This is a genomic window from Streptomyces sp. NPDC021212, assembly GCF_044332925.1.
Classification (GTDB): Bacteria; Actinomycetota; Actinomycetes; order Streptomycetales; family Streptomycetaceae; genus Streptomyces.
Window position 1 is genome coordinate 100,105 of the sequence record NZ_JBIRPZ010000021.1, and the last position, 16,368, is coordinate 116,472.

Consider the following 16,368-nt stretch of genomic DNA (forward strand, 5'->3'; position numbering starts at 1 on the left):
TATGACCACCCAGCCGCTGCCGGAGCACCCGGACTTCCTCTGGCGCAACCCGGAACCGCGCTCCTCGTACGACGTCGTCATCGTCGGCGCGGGAGGCCACGGCCTGGCCACCGCCTACTACCTCGCCAGGAACCACGGCATCACCAATGTGGCCGTCGTGGAGAAGGGCTGGCTGGCCGGCGGCAACATGGCCCGCAACACCACGATCATCCGCTCGAACTACCTGTGGGACGAGAGCTCGGCGATCTACGAGCACGCGCTGAAGCTGTGGGAGGGGCTTCCGGAGGAACTGGACTACGACTTCCTCTTCAGCCAGCGCGGCGTCCTCAACCTCGCGCACACCCTCCAGGACGTCCGCGACAGCGTGCGCCGGGTCAACGCCAACCGCCTCAACGGAGTCGACGCCGAATGGCTCGAACCGGACGAGGTCGCCGAGGTCTGCCCCATCCTCAACGTCTCGCCCCGCACCCGGTATCCGGTCCTCGGCGCCACCTTCCAGCCGCGGGCCGGTATCGCCAAGCACGACCACGTCGCCTGGGCGCTGGCCCGGCGGCTGGACGAGCTGGGCGTGGACCTGATCCAGGGGTGCGAGGTCACCGGCTTCGTCAAGGACGGCGACCGCGTCGTGGGCGTCGAAACGAGCCGCGGCCGCATCCATGCCGGCCGGGTCGGCCTCGCGGCGGCCGGGCACAGCAGCGTGCTGGCCGAGCTGGCCGGTTTCCGGCTGCCGATTCAGTCCCATCCGCTCCAGGCGCTGGTGTCGGAGCTGCATGAGCCGGTGCACCCCACCGTGGTGATGTCGAACCATGTGCACGTCTACGTGTCCCAGGCGCACAAGGGCGAGCTGGTGATGGGCGCGGGCGTCGACGCCTACAACGGCTACGGACAGCGCGGCTCCTTCCACGTCATCGAGCAGCAGATGGCCGCCGCCGTCGAGCTGTTCCCCGTCTTCGCCCGGGCGCATGTGCTGCGGACCTGGGGCGGCATCGTCGACGTCACCCCGGACGCGTCTCCCATCGTCGGCACCACGCCGATCGAGAACCTGTACGTCAACTGCGGCTGGGGCACCGGTGGTTTCAAGGGCATGCCGGCCGCCGGCCTGACCTTCGCCCACACCATCGCCACGGGCGAGCCACACCCGCTGAACGCCCCCTTCGCCCTCGAACGCTTCGCGACGGGCGCACTGATCGACGAACACGGCGCCGCGGCCGTGGCCCACTGAGGAGAACACCGTGCTGCTGATCACCTGCCCATGGTGCGGTCCTCGCGACGAGGCCGAGTACCACTACGGGGGACAGGCCCACGTTCCCTACCCCGGAAACCCCGCGGACCTCACCGACGAGGAGTGGGCCGCGTACGTCTTCTACCGCGACAACACCAAGGGGCCCTTCGCCGAGCGGTGGATGCACAGCACCGGCTGCCGCCGCTGGTTCAACGTCCTGCGCGACACCGTGAGTTACGAAGTGCTGGCCGCCTACCGGCTCGACGAGCCCCGCCCCGAACTGCCCCAGGCCGGAGGGAACCGATGACCGACCAGCCATTCCGGCTCCCGGACGGGGGCCGCATCGACCGCGGCACCGCGCTGCGGTTCACCGTCGACGGCCGGGAGATGACCGGACACCCCGGGGACACCGTCGCCTCGGCGATGCTGGCGAACGGGCTCGTGGAGGTCGCCCCGTCGCTCTACCGCGGCCGCCCGCGCGGCATCGTCGCCGCGGGTGCCGAGGAGCCCAACGCCCTGCTGCAGATCGACGGCCCGTGCTCGGAGGGCATGCTGCCCGCGACGATGACGGAGCTGTACGACGGCCTGTCCGCCACCACGCTGTCCGGGATGGGCCGGCTCGACCCGACCCCGGACCCCGCCGTCTACGACAAGAAGTACGTCCACACCGATGTCCTCGTCGTCGGCGCCGGACCGGCCGGGCTCGCCGCCGCCACCGCCGCCGCGGGCTCCGGCGCCCGCGTGATCCTGCTCGACGAGCAGCCCGAGCCCGGCGGCTCGCTGCTCTCCGGGCGCACCGAGACCGTCGGCGCACAGAGCGCCCTGCGGTGGGCCGCCGAGGTCCGCGCGGCCCTCGACGCCGCCCCCGAGGTCGTCGTCCTGCGGCGCACCACGGTGTTCGGCAGTTACGACGACAACTACGTACTGGCTGTGCAGCGGCGCACCGACCACCTCGGCGCCGACGCTCCCGAGCCGTCCGCCGGCGTCTCGCGCCAGCGGCTGTGGCACGTACGGGCCCGCCAGGTGGTCCTGGCGACCGGCGCGCACGAGCGACCGCTGGTCTTCGCGGGCAACGACCGCCCCGGAGTGATGCTCGCCGCGGCCGTCCGCTCGTACCTCAACCGGTACGCCGTGGCCCCGGGCTCGCGGGCCGTGGTGAGCACCACCAACGACAGCGCGTATGACACGGTCGCCGACCTGCACGCCGCCGGGATCGACATCGCCGCCGTCGTGGACGCGCGCCCCGAACTGTCCCACCGCGCCGCGGAGGTGGCCGTGGCGACCGGGGCGCGGGTGCTGACGGGCAGCGCGGTGGCCGCCACCGCGGGCGAGGGCCGCCTCACCGGCGTCACCGTCCGGGCCCTCGACGGCGAGGGTGGACTCACCGGTGCCCCGGAGTCGTTCGACTGCGACCTGCTGGCCGTCTCGGGCGGATGGAGCCCGGTGGTGCACCTGCACAGCCAGCGCCAGGGGCGGCTGCGCTGGGACGAGGATCTGGCCGCCTTCGTGCCCGACGGCACCGTACGCGACCAGCAGGTCGTCGGCGCGGCCCGCGGGACGTACGGCCTCGACGGCTGTCTGGCCGAAGGGGCGCGGGCCGGTGCGCGGGCCGCGGCGGACGCCGGGTTCCCGGTCGCCGTACCGCCGCCCGGCGACGCGCGGTCCGACGCCGGCCCGGTGCGCGCCCTGTGGCTCGTCCCCGCGCCCGAGGGCGAACCCGGCAGCTGGGACACCCACTTCGTGGACCTGCAGCGCGACGTCACGGTGGCCGACGTCTGGCGGTCGGTCGGCGCCGGTATGCGCGGTGTCGAGCACGTCAAGCGCTACACCTCGCTCGGCACGGCGAACGACCAGGGCAAGACGTCCTCCGTCAACGCGATCGGTGTGATCGCCCAGGCCCTCAGCGCGGGCGCGTCCCCCGGAGAGATCGGCACCACGTCCTACCGGGCGCCGTACACGCCGGTGGGCTTCGCCGCCCTGGCCGGGCGGGAGCGCGGCGAGCTGTTCGATCCGGAGCGGATCACCTCCCTCCACGGCTGGCACGTCGCGCACGGGGCGGTGTTCGAGGACGTCGGGCAGTGGAAGCGTCCCCGGTACTTCCCCCGGCCCGGCGAGGACATGGACACGGCCGTGGCCCGCGAGTGCCGCGCGGCCCGTGAGGGGGTGGCGTTCATGGACGCCACCACCCTCGGCAAGATCGAGATCTGGGGCGCGGACGCGGGCGAGTTCCTGAACCGGATCTACACCAACGGCTTCAAGAAGCTGAAGCCCGGCATGGCCCGCTACGGCGTGATGTGCAAGCCCGACGGGATGATCTTCGACGATGGCGTGACGCTGCGGCTGGAGGAGAACCGCTACTTCATGACCACCACGACCGGCGGCGCCGCCGGGGTCCTGGACTGGCTGGAGGAGTGGCTGCAGACCGAGTGGCCCGAACTCGACGTCCACTGCACCTCGGTGACCGAGCAGTGGTCGACGATCGCCGTCGTCGGCCCCCAGTCCCGCGAGGTCGTCGCCCACCTCGCGCCGGACGTCGACCTGTCCGCCGAGGCGTTCCCCTTCATGGCCCTCCGTGAGACCACCCTGGCCTCCGGTGTCCCGGCCCGCATCTGCCGGATCTCCTTCTCCGGCGAACTCGCCTACGAGATCAACGTCTCCGCGTGGTACGGCCCGGCGGTCTGGGAGGAGGTGTACGCGATCGGCCGGCCGTACGGCATCACCCCGTACGGCACCGAGACCATGCACGTCCTGCGGGCCGAGAAGGGCTACATCATCGTCGGCCAGGACACCGACGGCACCGTGACCCCGCAGGACGCGGGCATGTCCTGGGTGGTCTCCAAGCAGAAGGACTTCGTCGGAAAGCGGTCCTACTCCCGCGCCGACACCTCCCGCACCGACCGCAAGCAACTGGTCGGCCTGCTGCCGAGCGACGGCAGGACCCGGCTGCCCGAGGGCGCCCAGCTCGTCGCGCCGGATGTGCCGATCACCCCCGAGGCGGGGCCGGTGCCCATGCTCGGCCACGTCACCTCCAGCTACCACAGCCCGGCCCTCGGCCGCCCCTTCGCCCTCGCCCTCGTCGCCGGCGGGCGGGACAGGATCGGGGAGACCCTGCTCGCCCCGGTGGGCGAGGACCTGGTGCCCGTCCTGGTGGCCGACACCGTCCTGTACGACCCCGAAGGGACCAAGCGCGATGGCTGAGCCGACGATCGACGCGGGCGCGGGCCCGGTGGCACTGCGCACCAGCCCGCTGGCCCATCTGGAGGAGCAGATGCGCGCCGCCGCCGCCACCGGCGCGCGTGGCGTCACGCTGTCCGAGTGGGCGTTCCTCGCCATGGTGAACGTGCGCGTCGCGCCCGCGTCCGAAGCGGCCGACCGCATCGAGAAGACCCTGGGCGCGCCGCTCCCGCGGCAGTGCGGCCGGACCACCACATCCGGCCCCCACACGGTCCTGTGGCTCGGCCCCGACGAATGGCTCGTGCTCTCCCAGGGCGACGGAACCGCCGTGGCCGCCGAGCTGCGGGAGGCGCTGGCGGGGGACCCGGGATCGGTGGTGGACGTCTCGGCGAACCGCACCACCCTGGAGCTGAGCGGCCCGGCGGCCCGGCAGGTGCTGGAGAAGGGCTGCCCCCTGGACCTGCACCCCCGGTCCTTCGGCCCCGGCCGGGCGGTGTCGACCACGGTGGGGCCTGTCGCGGTGCTGCTCTGGCAGGTCGACGACGCGCCGAGGTACCGGCTGTTCCCCCGGTCCTCGTTCGCGGACTACCTGGCGCGCTGGCTCATCGACGCGATGAGCGAGTACCGGGGCCCGGAGCTGCCGTAGCGGCGCGCGGCGCTTGACGCCCGGGATCGAGCGGGGATGCGGTCACACCCTGACCGCATCCCCTGCGATCGTGGTTCCGGACGCGAGGACAACCGGACCGAAGGGAACACGTGCCACCCGATGACCGTTCTGGACAACCGGGCGCTCGGTCGCGCGACGCTCGCCCGGCAGCTGCTGCTCGACCGTGCCGACATGCCGGTCCTCGACGCCGTCGCACACCTCGGCGGGCTACAGGCGCAGGAGTCGCAGGAGCCCTTCACCGGCCTCTGGTCGCGGCTGCGCGCGTTCGACCCGGCGACCCTGGAGGGCCTGCTGACCGGGCGGAGCGTGGTGCGAACCCACCTCATGCGCCGCACCGTTCATCTCCTCACCGCCGACGACACGCTGGCCTGGCGGGCCCGCCATGACGCCATGCTGCGCCAGCGGGCCATGGGCGCCTACCGCCGGGAGATGGACGGGGTGGACCTCGCCGAACTCGCCGACGCGGCCCGCGCGTTGCTGGCCGACGGGGAGCCCCGCTCGATGGCCGAGGTCGCCCGGGCGCTCGCCGGCCGCTGGCCCGGACCGAGCCCGAGGGCACTGGGCGAGATGGCCATCGCCGCCCTCGTCCCGGTCGTGCAGCTGCCGCCGCGCGGGCTGTGGCGCGTGAGGTCGGGGGTGCGCAACATCCCGCTGTCCCACTGGCTGGGCCGCGAGATCGACCCGCCCGCCCCCCAGGGGACCGACCCGGTCGGCGAGGCGCTGGTGCGCCGCTACCTGGCCGCGTTCGGTCCTGCGGCCTCGGCCGATCTGCGCGCCTGGTGCGGCCTCGCCGGACTCCCCGCCGCGGTGGCCGCCATCCGCGAGGAGCTGGTCACCTTCCGCGACGCGCGCGGCCGCGAACTGCTCGACCTGCCCGGCGCGCCGCGCCCCGACCCGGACACGCCCGCCCCGGTGCGGTTCCTGCCGGCGTTCGACAACACGATCCTCGGCTACCACGACCGCGGCCGGATCATCGACGACGCCCACCGCGGCCTGTCCGTCGCAGGCGCCCGTGTCGTGCTGGTGGACGGCCGGGTCGCCGCGACCTGGACCGTCGACGCGGGCACCGTGGTGGTCACCCCGCTGCGCGGCTTCTCCCGCGCCGAGCACACGGCCGTCACGGAGGAGGGCGAGGCCCTGGCGTCGTTCCTGTCCGACAACGAAAGCGACCGCGTACGGATCGCCGCCTCGTCCCCGTGAGCGGGCATAAGCCATCGCGCGAAGGTGCCGGTTCCGGCGGCATCCTCGACGGCTTACGATCGCGGGCATGGTCAACGGCGTGATGTTCGACTTCTCCGGAACGTTGATGCGCATCGAGTCGGTCGAGGAGTGGCTCGGCGCCGTCCTGGCGGACGCCGACGTCCCCGTGGACGGCGAGGAGTTCTCCGACTGGGTGCGGCGGCTGACGCGGTGCGGAGCACTGCCGGGCGGCCCCGAGCCCCAGCACATTCCCCCGCACCTCGAAAGGCTGTGGCGCGAGCGGGACCTGAGCCCGGCCCAGCACCGGGCGGCCTACACCGCGTTGACCGCGGAGGCCGGACTGCCGAGGGCGGAGCTGACGCAGGCGCTGTACGACCGTCAGAAGACGCCCGCCGCCTGGCGCCCCTACCCCGACACCGAAGCGACGTTGCGGGAACTGCGCCGACGGGGGATCCCGGTGGCCGTGGTCAGCAACATCGGCTGGGACCTGCGGCCGGTTTTCCGGGCGCACGCACTTGATGGGCTGGTGGACGCCTACGTCCTCTCCTACGAGCTGGGCACGCAGAAGCCCGACCCCGCCATCTTCCGGGCCGCCTGCGACACGCTCGGTCTGTCACCCGCCGACGTGCTGATGGTCGGCGACAACCGCACCGCGGACGGCGGTGCGGAGGCGCTGGGGTGCCCGGTGCACTTCGTCGACCACCTTCCCGCTGATCAGCGTCCGGCAGGGCTCGCGCCCGTCCTGGACCTGATCCGCTGAGGACAACAGCCGCCCGGCGAGGCCGAGTTCATCACGCTCACTACTTGCATACCTAAGTTAGGTATCTATAGCATCCCGGCCATTGGCCATGTCGAAACAGATACCTGCGGTACGTATGCATACGTGCCTCCGACGGAAGGAACCCCCGGATGAGACGCTCCACCCACCGCAAGGTCCTCATCTCCGGCGCGAGCATCGCCGGGCCGTCCCTGGCCTACTGGCTCAATCGCTACGGTTTCGAGGTCACCGTCGTCGAGAAGGCATCCACGATCCGCAGCGGTGGCTATCCCATCGACATCCGCGGCACGGCCCGCGACGTCGCGGACCGCATGGGGCTGCTCCCGCAATTGCGCGCCGCGCACGTCGACACCCAGAAGACCGCGTTCGTGGACGCCGACGGAACCCCCGTCGGCTCCGTCCGCCCCGAGACCATCACCGGTGGCGCGGAGGGCCTGGACCTCGAAGTCCCACGTGGCGATCTGGCAGACGCCCTCTACGCCCCGGTGCGTGACGAGGTCGAGTTCGTGTTCAACGACTCCATCGCCACCCTGGACGACCGCGGGGACCGTGTCGACGTCACCTTCGACAGTGGCGCCCACCGCACCTTCGACCTGGTCATCGGCGCGGACGGGCTGCACTCCCACACCCGCCGCCTGGTCTTCGGCCCCGAGGAACGGTTCCACCGCTACCTCGGCCACACCTTCGCCGGTTTCACCCTTCCCAACGACTTCGGCCTCGCGCACGAGGCAGTCGTCTGGAACGCCCCCGGCAGGGCAGCCGTCCTCTATGCCCACGAGCCCGACGACCGTGTGCACGGATTCCTCGTCTCCAGGCGGGAGGAGCCGCCCTTCAGCGCCTTCCGGGATCCCCAGGCCCAGCGCGACCTCGTCGCCGCCACGTTCCCCGAGCGTACCTGGCACATCCCGCGCCTGGTGGCCGCCATGCGCGACGCCGACGACCTGTTCTTCGACGTCATCAGCCAGATCCACATGCCCACCTGGGCGCACGGCCGCGTCGCCCTCGTCGGCGACGCCGCCCACGCCACCTCGTTCCTCTCCGGCCAGGGCTCCAGCGTCGCCCTCGTCGGCGCGTACATCCTGGCCGGGGAACTGGCCACCCACACCGATCACGCGGACGCCTTCGCCGCCTACGAGCAGACGACGCGCCCCTTCGCCGAGCAGAACCAGGCCCTGGCCACCTCGGGCGCCGGCGTCATGGTCCCCGGCACCCGGGAAGCGCTCGACGCCCGCAACAAGGCCCTGCTCGACCCCGCCAAGCTGACGGGAGCCGAGTTCCACGCCGCCAACACCGGCCTGATCCTGCCGGATTACCGCCACGCCGAATGACGGGCAGACCAGGCCGGCGCCGGACACCTGCTCGCTACAGGCCGTCCCGTACCATCGCGGCGACGATGTTGACGTGCCGCTCGACACGCTCCTCCTTCGGCGGTGGCAGGGGGACCGTCATCAGCAGCAGCACTCCGGTGGTCGTGCCGCACGCCGCGAAGACCACCGCCGCGTTCGGGGACGCGAAGGCCATCAGGCCCGAGACGATGAGCGGACCGGTGACGAACATGACCTCGTTGAGCACCGCGTCGAAGGCGAAGGCCGTCTTCAGCTGCTCCCCGGACACGAGAACCGGCCAACTGGAGCGCACCACAGGGCCCGCAGGAGGGGTCGTGGCGCCGAGCGCCGCCGCGCTCGCGATCAGCACTCCCACCGGGGCGTGCCGGGTGAGGGCCCACAGCAGCACGGCGTACGCGGCCATGTTGGCCAGAAGACAGGCGGCCAGGACCCGGCGGGGCCGCAGCCGGTCCACGAGCCGTCCGGCCACCGGAACGGCCACGGCCAGCGCCGCGGCGTACCCCGAGAGCACCCCGGCGGCCGAACCATACGCGCCGAGGGAGGAGTTCACCGCCAGGAGCAGGCTCAGGCTGATCATCGGCGCGGCGACACGGCTCGTCACCGCCGAGACCGCCAGGCGGGCCACTCCCGGCCGGCCCAGAAGTGCGAGGTATGCGCGCATGTCCAGTCTCCCGCGGAGGCGACCGCCCGGCTCACTCGGCGGTCATCCTCGCACAGGGCGCGGCTGTTTCGCAGTGGCGGAAGCGCCAATTGCCGGGCACCGGGAGGGAGTTCAACAGCGAGCCGTGAGACCGCCGTCCACCGGCAGGCACACGCCGTTGACGTACGCCGCCTCGTCCGAGGCGAGGAAGACGGCGGCCGCCGCGACGTCCCAGGGGCTGCCCATGCGTCCGGTCGGGCTCGCCGCGTGGCGGGCCGCCAGCGCGGCCTCGGGGTCGTCGGCGCCGGCCACGATCTGCCGGGCCACCAGCGGGGTGTCGATCAGCCCCGGAAGGACGGCGTTGACGCGGATGCCCTCGGCGGCATGGCGCAGCGCCAGGGCGACGGTGAGCTGGTTTACCGCAGCCTTCGCCGCGCTGTAGCCGGGGTAGGGGTAACCGGTGTCGCGTATCGCGGCGATCGACGACACGTTGACGACCGCGCCACCGCCCGCCGCCACCATCCGCGGCAGCACGTGCTTGCAGGTCAGGAAGACACCGTCCACGTTGACCGCGAGGGCGGCGCGCCACGTGGCGAGATCGAGCGCGGTGACGTCGCCCAAGCGGGCCACGCCGACGTTGTTGTGCAGCACCGTCGGCGTGCCGAAGGCGCGCTCGGCCGCCACGACCGCGGCGGCCACCTGCTCCTCGACCGTCACGTCGGCCGTCAGGGGCAGCGCCTCACCGCCCTCGGCAGCGATCGCCTCGGCCGTACGGCCCGCCTGGTCCGCGTCGATGTCGATCGCCGCGACGCGCGCGCCCTCCCGTGCGAACGCGAGAGCGGCCGCCTTGCCGTTGCTCACTCCGCCACCGCTCGAACCGGCCCCGAAGACGAGTGCGGTGCGGCCGTCCAGTCGTCGTCCCCTGCGCATGGCCCGATCCTGGGCGCCGAGAGGTGCCCCGGGCCACCGACGGCCGTCGCAAAACTGCCGTACCGGATCCTCGATCTGTAGAAAGCGGCAGGTCATACCCCTTCACCTGGCAGCGGGCATGCGTAATGATCTTCCTTGGCGGCGGCAGTGTCAGGTGGGAGGTGACGCGCGATGCCCGGAGGCCGACTCCAGGACGTCGTGGACGACTTGGCGGAGCGCATAGGCCGTTCCGCCGCGGTCAACGACCCCCGCGTTCACATCCTCTGCGCGAGCCGCCACTTCGGTGACGAGGACCGGGTGCGGGTGCGCGCCGTGCTGCAGCGTGACGCGGGGAGCGCCGCGGCGGGACACATCCTCGCCCAGGGCGTCGACCGCTGGACCGAGCCCGGCGTCATCCCGCCGCGCGCCGACCTCGGCATGCGCGCCCGGCTGTGCGCACCGATCCGGTGGCGGCATCACCTGCTGGGCCTGCTCATCGTCATCGACCCCGACGGCTCTCTGCCGCGCTCCAGCATCGACGCCGTCACCGCAGCCACGCGCACGCTCGCGCCCCTGATGTACCAGGACTTCGCCGCCGGTGACACCGAACGCATGGCACGCGAGGGAGCGTTGCGCCGACTGCTCGACCCATCGGCCACCGTGCGCGAGACCGGCCGGGACGCGCTCGCGCGCGGTGGCCGACTGCCGTCGTCCGGCTACGCCACCGTCACCGTCGCGCGGATCGTCGGTGAACCACCGGCGATGCGCGGGGGAGCGGTGGAGGTGGCGCTGCGTACGGGGCTGGAGCGGGTGGTGGCCGACAGGTCGTGGCGGGCCGAGTTCTGCCTCTCCGGCTCGCAGGGCGTGCTGCTGACCTTCTCCGACCGCCCCATGCCTCACGAGCCACTACGCGCCCGCGCGTCGGCCCTCCTCGAACAGGCGCGGTCGGTGCTGGCCGGAACGGCGGAGTGCGTCGCGGGGATCGGCGAGGCCGTGGACGGCGGCGCCGAAGCGGCGTGGATGTCGTACGAGCAGGCCACCGGCGCCGCACGGGCGGCCGGTGCGCGGCCCGGTGGCGACGGCGTCGTCCAGTGGGAGGAACTGGGCGCGCTGGCGCCCCTGTCGCTGCTCCCGCCGGACCGTCTGACGCCCGCGCTGCTGCCCGGACCGCTGCGTACCCTCCTCGCGCAGGACCCGTCGGGCCGCCTCACCGAAACCCTCACCGCCTACCTCGACCACGGAGGGTCGGCCCCGCGCACCGCCCAGGCCCTCCACCTCCACCGCACATCGCTCTACTACCGGCTGCAGCGGATCACGGAACTCACCGGGCTCGACCTGGCCGACGGCGACAACCGGCTCACTCTCCACCTCGGGCTCCGCCTCCACGAGCTGATGCGCTGAGCCGCGTGCGAACGGCTTTCGACAAAGCGAGGAAAGGGCCCGGCTGATTCCCGACAGGCAACGGTGGCGTGCTCCGCCGCCGCGCCCCATACTCCGACGGCAGTCCAAGGTCACCCGGGAGCCGCCGCCATGCCCACCATCGCCCCACCCGCCGTCCGTACGGTGTCCACCACACGGATCGCGGTCGCCAGTTTCATCGGAACGGCCATCGAGTTCTACGACTTCTACATCTACGGGACCGCCGCCGCGCTCGTGCTCGGCAAGCTGTTCTTCCCGACCTTCTCCGCGCTCGCGGGCACCCTCGCCGCGTTCGCCACCTTCGGTGTCGGCTTCGTCGCCCGCCCGATCGGCGCAGTGATCTTCGGCCACTTCGGGGACCGCACCGGCCGCAAGACGATGCTGGTCACCTCACTCCTCGTCATGGGGACGGGAACGGTCGCCATCGGACTGCTGCCCACCTACCGGGACGTCGGCATCGCGGCACCGGTACTGCTGGTCCTGTGCCGGTTCCTGCAAGGTGTCGGGCTGGGCGGCGAGTGGGGCGGCGCGGTGCTGCTGGCCACCGAGTACGCGCCCCGGGACAAGCGAGGGCTGTGGTCGAGCTTCCCGCAGATGGGTCCCGCCATCGGCTTCATCGCCGCGGGCGGCTCGTTCCTGCTGCTGGGCCGGACGATGGACGACGCGGCGTTCGCATCCTGGGGGTGGCGGATCCCGTTCCTCGCCAGCGCGGCGCTGGTGGTCGTCGGCTTCTACATCCGGATGCGGATCGCCGAGACACCGGTGTTCCGGAAGGCGCTGGAACAGCACGAGCGGGCCAAGGCGCCCATCGTCGAGGTGGTCCGCCGTCAGGGCGCCACGCTGGCTTTGGCGACCTGCGCGTTCATCCTCGCGCACACGCTCTTCTACACCATCACGACCTTCGCGCTCTCGTACGGCACCACAGTGCTGGACCTCGACAAGGACATGCTGTTGCTGTGCGCGATGGCGGCGGCCCTCGTCCTGGGCCTGGCCACCCCGCTGCTGGCCGTCCTCTCCGACCGGGTCGGCCGCCGCAACGTCTGCCTCAGCGCGGGGGTGCTGGCCGCCGTGTGGGCGTATCCCATGTTCGCCCTGATCAACACGGGCGAGCCGCTGCTCATCGGGCTCGCGATGGCGGTCGGGATGCTCGCCTTCGCCGCGCTGTACGGCCCGATGGGCGCGTTTCTCCCCGAGATGTTCGCCACCCGCTACCGCTACACCGGCGCGTCCGTGGCCTACAACGCGAGCGGCATCGTCGGCGGTGGCATCACACCCCTCCTCGCCACCCAACTCGTCGCCTCCACCGGCTCGTCGGTGCCGGTGTCCGGCTACATCGTGGTGATCGCCCTGGTCTCCGCGCTGTGCGTGTGGTTCCTGAAGGAGACCCACACCAGCGACCTGGGGGACGACCCCCTCCGGCCACACGCCGACGGGTGACCGGCGACCGGCCGGGCCGCCGGGTCAGCCGAGGGCGTCCTTGGCCATCAGCCGGAGCCGCCCGGCGAACTCGGTGAGCCCGGCCCGGTCGACGTTGCCGAAGCTGACCCGGAACACCTGGCGGTCGTCGGGGAGGAAAGCGGTGCCCGGGATGACGAGGGCGTCGTATCGGGTGATGAGGTCCCGCACGACCTCGTCGGTGCCGCGCCCGGCGAAGGGGTGGCGGACCCAGCCGAAGAACCCTCCGCAGCTCAGCAACTCGAAACCGCCGGGCCGGTCGGCCATCACGGTCTCCAGCCAACGCCGCTTCTCCGTCATCTCGTTCGCCCGCGCACGCCGCCACTCCTGGGCCGAGGCCAGGCCGGCCCAGGCGGCCTCCTGCCCGACGCGCGGAGGGCAGATCGCCACGCAGTCGAGCAACTTCATCACCTCGCGGTTCAGTTCCGGCGAAGCGACGACCGCGCCCACCCGGTAGCCGGGGATGGCGAGGTCCTTGGAGAAGCTGTGCAGGCTCACCAGCGTCCCCGCCCAGTCCGGCTCGGCGAACAGGTCGTGCGGCGGCCGCGCGGTGTCGCGGAACGAGCGGTAGGTCTCGTCCAGGATCAGCGCGATGTCGTGCCGCTTCGCCACCTCGTAGAAGCCCGCGAGCACGTCCGACGGAAGGGTGACACCGCTCGGGTTGCCCGGGGTGACCAGCACGATCGCCCTGGTGCGGGGCGTGATCAGCGCTTCGGCCGCTTCCGGGGTGGGCACGAGATCGGGCCCGGGCTCCAGGTAGCGCGGCACGACGCCGTTCATGCGCAGCCACATGTCGTAGTTGAAGTAGTACGGCAGGGCTTCGATGACCTCGTCGCCCGGCTCGGTGAGCGCCTGGGCGACGAGGCAGAACGCCTGGTTGCATCCCGCCGTGACGACCATCTGGTCGGCCCCCACCGGGCTCCCGTACCCCTGGCCGAGGTCGGCGGCGAAGGCATCCCGCAGCCGGGGCAGCCCGGGGGCCGGTACGTAGGCGGCGCCGTTCGGCTCGTGCGCGACCGTGGCGACGTGCTCGATCATCTCGCCCGCGGGCGGGTAGCTCGGCGCCGCCTGGGCCAGATCGAGCAGCGTACGCTCACCGCTGCGCCCCGCCAGCAGGGCGTACGTCGCACCCATCGGCGAATCGATCTCGCGCACGGTTCGCGGGCTGAGTCGCACGTCGGCACTCCTTCACGGACTGGCTGGCTGCGGTCGGTTCACCGCGATGCTACCGACATCCCTCGCGCGCCGGCGGGGGCCGCGGCGGCCGGAAGCCGCTGTGGCTGGCGCCGGCTGCCGGCGTCTACTCTCGTCCGTCCACCGACCTGACCGTGCAGAGGAGCAGGGACATGCGCAACGCCGCCGTGACGACCGAGGGCGACCGGATCCGCTGGGTCGAGCTGCCGGGACGGGAACCTTCCCGCGTGTACGTGCACGGTCTGGGCGCCACCTCGCCCGCCTACTTCGCCGAGATCGCGGTCCACCCGCTGCTGGCCGGCCGCCGTTCTCTGCTGATCGACCTGCTCGGCCATGGCATCAGCGACCGCCCGACGACCTTCGGCTACACCCTGGAGGCCCACGCCGATGCCCTCGCCAAGGCGCTGACCTCGGCCGGGGTGACCGGGGCAGAGCTGATCGCCCACAGCATGGGCGGCTCGGTGGCCATCGTCCTGGCTGCCCGGCACCCGCACCTGGTCTCCCGCCTGGTGCTGGTCGACGCCAACCTCGACCCGATCCCGCGTGTGTCCGGCTCCGGCGGCAGCAGCGGTATCGCCGCCTACTCCGAGCAGGAGTTCCTGGCGGGCGGCTGGGAGGAGGTCCGCGACCGGGTTGGCGCCCACTGGTGGTCCACGATGCGGCTGGCCGGCCGCGAGGCCCTGCACCGCAGCGCGGTCAACCTCACCCGCGGCACCGTCCCCACCATGCGCCAACTCCTGCTGGACCTGAAGGTCCCCCGCACCTACCTGCTGCCCGAGGCCGACGGCCCGCTCCCGGGTGCCGGCGCACTCGCCGAAGCGGGGGTGGCCGTGATCCCGATCCCGGACTGCGGCCACAACATCATGCTGGACAACCCGGATGCCTTTGCCCGTGCCACCGCCGCCGCTCTGGCCGACCGAGGGCAGGACTGACGCCTCATCCTTCTCCTCTGGCGATGCGCGCGGCGTGGTGCAACGCGTCCAGCCCGGCGTTGACCACCGGGTGGGGACGGGCTGCCCCGCCGTGTGACGGCGACGATCCGCCGGGTGGGGACTGTCGTTGTTGCGCCGCTTGACGATCCAGGTCTCCCCGGCGGCGTCGGCGAGCCCCACACCCTCCGTCCGGGCGAACGGGTGGTCCTCGGGTACCAGGAGGTCCTGGCGGTCGTCGCGGAGCGGGTGCGACGCGAAGCGCTCGTCGGTGACCGGGGGCACGTCCGGTCCGGGCAGCACCAGCGCGATGTCCGACTCCTCGGCGAGCAGCAGCCGGTAGCAGTCGAGGCTCTCCTCCTCCAGGATCCGCAGCTCGATCAGCGGTTCCCGGTGCCGCAGCCGGGCCGCAGCCGGGCCGCGGCGGGGGCGGCCAGCGCGGCCAGCGCGGAGGACACGCCGCACATCCGGAGGGCGCCGCCTATCTGCGCGCCGAGGGGGCGGAGCTCGGGGCTCGCCGCCTCCCACTGGCTCTCGAGGATGTCGCCGTGCCGGATGAGTACGTGCGCCGCGGGCGTGAGCCGGCCCCTCCGGCCCGGGCCGTCGCCGTACTGGCCGACCTGGAACCCGTGACGGCAGGGCTGGCCGGGACGGTCGTGCTGGCCGAACACCTGCGGCCCGAGCAGTGGGCAGCGCTCGGCTGCGTGGGCGCGGCGAGTGCGGGAACGGTAGCGCGGGCAAATCGGCCCGACCGTGCCCCGCGGGTGCGGGCCCAACCCGTGGTGGACCATGCGGACCAGGCGGGCCATGAGTCGACCACGGCGACGTGCTGGTCGCCATCCGATCCATCGTGAAACGCGATGAATCGGATGACGGGCAGGTGTTGGACCGGCGCATGCCTGCTCGGTGATGCTGAAACACCCACCGGCGCCGCCGGCCGCCCCGACCCCGTGGAGACACCCATGCGCGTGATCGCCTTCGACCACCTCGTCCTGAACGTCGCCGACATCGAGCGCTCGCTCGCCTTCTACACCGGCCCGCTGGGGCTGGAACCGGTGCGAGTGGAGGAGTGGAGGGCGGGCACGGCCTCCTTCCCGTCCGTGCGGGTGAGCCCCACCACCATCATCGATCTCGTCCAGGCGCCCGACGGGCGGCCGGAGGGTGCCAACGTCGACCACATCTGTCTGGTGGTCGAGCCGCTCGACTGGCAGCAGGTCATCGACTCCGGCGCCTTCACGGTGCTGGGCGGCCCCGGCGAGCGCTTCGGCGCCCGGGGCACCGCGCTCTCCCTCTATGTGCGGGACCCGGACGGCAACACCGTGGAACTGCGCTGGTACCCGCAGGACGCCTGAGGGTCACCGGCGCCGTGGAGGCCGAAACGGACGGCTGAAACCCCACGCTCGTCCGGTAGTTGATGCGTCGCACACCGACCGCA

The 16,368-nt window shown here is 72.5% G+C and carries 15 protein-coding genes and 1 pseudogene; 11 read left to right on the forward strand and 5 right to left on the reverse strand.

All coding sequences use genetic code 11. The annotated features are described in order from the left end of the window. Position 1: 1 nt before the first annotated feature. From ACH4SI_RS38500 to ACH4SI_RS38530, 7 genes are all read left to right on the forward strand, one after another. Positions 2–1,222, forward strand: a complete 1,221-nt coding sequence (locus tag ACH4SI_RS38500; protein ID WP_398304386.1) for a sarcosine oxidase subunit beta family protein — start codon at positions 2–4, stop codon at positions 1,220–1,222. Between the two features lie 10 nt (positions 1,223–1,232). Continuing rightward, positions 1,233–1,529 (forward strand): sarcosine oxidase subunit delta, encoded by a 297-nt coding sequence (locus ACH4SI_RS38505; RefSeq protein ID WP_398304389.1) that lies wholly within the window; start codon positions 1,233–1,235, stop codon positions 1,527–1,529. After that, positions 1,526–4,420, forward strand: a complete 2,895-nt coding sequence (locus tag ACH4SI_RS38510; RefSeq protein ID WP_398304392.1) for a sarcosine oxidase subunit alpha family protein — start codon at positions 1,526–1,528, stop codon at positions 4,418–4,420. The genes ACH4SI_RS38505 and ACH4SI_RS38510 overlap by 4 nt, the downstream gene beginning before the upstream one ends. Then, positions 4,413–5,042, forward strand: a complete 630-nt coding sequence (locus ACH4SI_RS38515) for a sarcosine oxidase subunit gamma (RefSeq protein ID WP_398304395.1) — start codon at positions 4,413–4,415, stop codon at positions 5,040–5,042. The genes ACH4SI_RS38510 and ACH4SI_RS38515 overlap by 8 nt, the downstream gene beginning before the upstream one ends. Positions 5,043–5,162: 120 nt before the next feature. Further along, positions 5,163–6,263, forward strand: a complete 1,101-nt coding sequence (locus ACH4SI_RS38520; RefSeq protein WP_398304398.1) for a winged helix DNA-binding domain-containing protein — start codon at positions 5,163–5,165, stop codon at positions 6,261–6,263. 67 nt (positions 6,264–6,330) lie between these two features. Continuing rightward, positions 6,331–7,023, forward strand: coding sequence for an HAD family hydrolase (locus ACH4SI_RS38525; protein WP_398304401.1), 693 nt, complete (start codon positions 6,331–6,333; stop codon positions 7,021–7,023). A 149-nt stretch (positions 7,024–7,172) separates the two neighbouring features. Continuing rightward, positions 7,173–8,369, forward strand: a complete 1,197-nt coding sequence (locus ACH4SI_RS38530; RefSeq protein WP_398304404.1) for an FAD-dependent monooxygenase — start codon at positions 7,173–7,175, stop codon at positions 8,367–8,369. A gap of 34 nt (positions 8,370–8,403) precedes the next feature. Here the strand turns inward: ACH4SI_RS38530 and ACH4SI_RS38535 are convergent, their stop codons facing one another. Together ACH4SI_RS38535 and ACH4SI_RS38540 are read right to left on the reverse strand one after the other, a co-directional pair. Continuing rightward, positions 8,404–9,048 (reverse strand): MFS transporter, encoded by a 645-nt coding sequence (locus tag ACH4SI_RS38535; protein ID WP_398304407.1) that lies wholly within the window; start codon positions 9,046–9,048, stop codon positions 8,404–8,406. 111 nt (positions 9,049–9,159) lie between these two features. Beyond that, positions 9,160–9,957: an SDR family NAD(P)-dependent oxidoreductase gene (locus tag ACH4SI_RS38540; RefSeq protein ID WP_398304410.1), complete on the reverse strand. Its 798-nt coding sequence runs from the start codon at positions 9,955–9,957 to the stop codon at positions 9,160–9,162. Between the two features lie 171 nt (positions 9,958–10,128). Here ACH4SI_RS38540 and ACH4SI_RS38545 point away from each other — a divergent pair, with 171 nt between their 5' ends. Together ACH4SI_RS38545 and ACH4SI_RS38550 are read left to right on the forward strand one after the other, a co-directional pair. Next, a complete protein-coding gene (locus ACH4SI_RS38545; RefSeq protein WP_398304414.1) occupies positions 10,129–11,337 on the forward strand; it encodes a PucR family transcriptional regulator in 1,209 nt (402 codons plus the stop codon). A gap of 129 nt (positions 11,338–11,466) precedes the next feature. Next, the gene (locus ACH4SI_RS38550) at positions 11,467–12,792 is read left to right on the forward strand and encodes an MFS transporter (RefSeq protein WP_398304417.1); all 1,326 of its coding nucleotides are present in this window, start codon (positions 11,467–11,469) and stop codon (positions 12,790–12,792) included. 24 nt (positions 12,793–12,816) lie between these two features. Here ACH4SI_RS38550 and ACH4SI_RS38555 read toward each other — a convergent pair whose 3' ends face one another. Continuing rightward, positions 12,817–13,986 (reverse strand): aminotransferase, encoded by a 1,170-nt coding sequence (locus ACH4SI_RS38555; protein WP_398304420.1) that lies wholly within the window; start codon positions 13,984–13,986, stop codon positions 12,817–12,819. Between the two features lie 170 nt (positions 13,987–14,156). Between ACH4SI_RS38555 and ACH4SI_RS38560 the strand changes: the two genes are divergently transcribed. Then, positions 14,157–14,936 (forward strand): alpha/beta fold hydrolase, encoded by a 780-nt coding sequence (locus tag ACH4SI_RS38560; RefSeq protein WP_398304423.1) that lies wholly within the window; start codon positions 14,157–14,159, stop codon positions 14,934–14,936. A 111-nt stretch (positions 14,937–15,047) separates the two neighbouring features. Here the strand turns inward: ACH4SI_RS38560 and ACH4SI_RS38565 are convergent. Both ACH4SI_RS38565 and ACH4SI_RS38570 read right to left on the reverse strand, forming a co-directional pair. Then, positions 15,048–15,398, reverse strand: a pseudogene (locus ACH4SI_RS38565) (LysR substrate-binding domain-containing protein); the annotation flags it as partial. Then, positions 15,314–15,742, reverse strand: coding sequence for a hypothetical protein (locus tag ACH4SI_RS38570; protein WP_398304426.1), 429 nt, complete (start codon positions 15,740–15,742; stop codon positions 15,314–15,316). The gene ACH4SI_RS38570 and the pseudogene ACH4SI_RS38565, both read right to left, overlap by 85 nt. A 153-nt stretch (positions 15,743–15,895) precedes the next feature. Between ACH4SI_RS38570 and ACH4SI_RS38575 the strand changes: the two genes are divergently transcribed. Continuing rightward, positions 15,896–16,285 carry a VOC family protein gene (locus tag ACH4SI_RS38575; protein WP_398304429.1) on the forward strand — a complete coding sequence of 130 codons (390 nt, stop codon included), beginning with the start codon at positions 15,896–15,898 and terminating at the stop codon, positions 16,283–16,285. Positions 16,286–16,368: the final 83 nt, after the last annotated feature.

What these genes read in the sequence shown, in the direction of transcription:
- ACH4SI_RS38500 (WP_398304386.1), top strand. Translation starts at nt 2, where the DNA reads ATGACCACCCAGCCGCTGCCGGAGCACCCGGACTTCCTCTGGCGCAAC.
- ACH4SI_RS38510 (WP_398304392.1), top strand. Translation starts at nt 1,526, where the DNA reads ATGACCGACCAGCCATTCCGGCTCCCGGACGGGGGCCGCATCGACCGC.
- ACH4SI_RS38515 (WP_398304395.1), top strand. Translation starts at nt 4,413, where the DNA reads ATGGCTGAGCCGACGATCGACGCGGGCGCGGGCCCGGTGGCACTGCGC.
- ACH4SI_RS38520 (WP_398304398.1), top strand. Translation starts at nt 5,163, where the DNA reads ATGACCGTTCTGGACAACCGGGCGCTCGGTCGCGCGACGCTCGCCCGG.
- ACH4SI_RS38525 (WP_398304401.1), top strand. Translation starts at nt 6,331, where the DNA reads ATGGTCAACGGCGTGATGTTCGACTTCTCCGGAACGTTGATGCGCATC.
- ACH4SI_RS38530 (WP_398304404.1), top strand. Translation starts at nt 7,173, where the DNA reads ATGAGACGCTCCACCCACCGCAAGGTCCTCATCTCCGGCGCGAGCATC.
- ACH4SI_RS38535 (WP_398304407.1), bottom strand. Translation starts at nt 9,048, where the DNA reads ATGCGCGCATACCTCGCACTTCTGGGCCGGCCGGGAGTGGCCCGCCTG.
- ACH4SI_RS38540 (WP_398304410.1), bottom strand. Translation starts at nt 9,957, where the DNA reads ATGCGCAGGGGACGACGACTGGACGGCCGCACCGCACTCGTCTTCGGG.
- ACH4SI_RS38545 (WP_398304414.1), top strand. Translation starts at nt 10,129, where the DNA reads ATGCCCGGAGGCCGACTCCAGGACGTCGTGGACGACTTGGCGGAGCGC.
- ACH4SI_RS38550 (WP_398304417.1), top strand. Translation starts at nt 11,467, where the DNA reads ATGCCCACCATCGCCCCACCCGCCGTCCGTACGGTGTCCACCACACGG.
- ACH4SI_RS38560 (WP_398304423.1), top strand. Translation starts at nt 14,157, where the DNA reads ATGCGCAACGCCGCCGTGACGACCGAGGGCGACCGGATCCGCTGGGTC.
- ACH4SI_RS38570 (WP_398304426.1), bottom strand. Translation starts at nt 15,742, where the DNA reads ATGGCCCGCCTGGTCCGCATGGTCCACCACGGGTTGGGCCCGCACCCG.
- ACH4SI_RS38575 (WP_398304429.1), top strand. Translation starts at nt 15,896, where the DNA reads ATGCGCGTGATCGCCTTCGACCACCTCGTCCTGAACGTCGCCGACATC.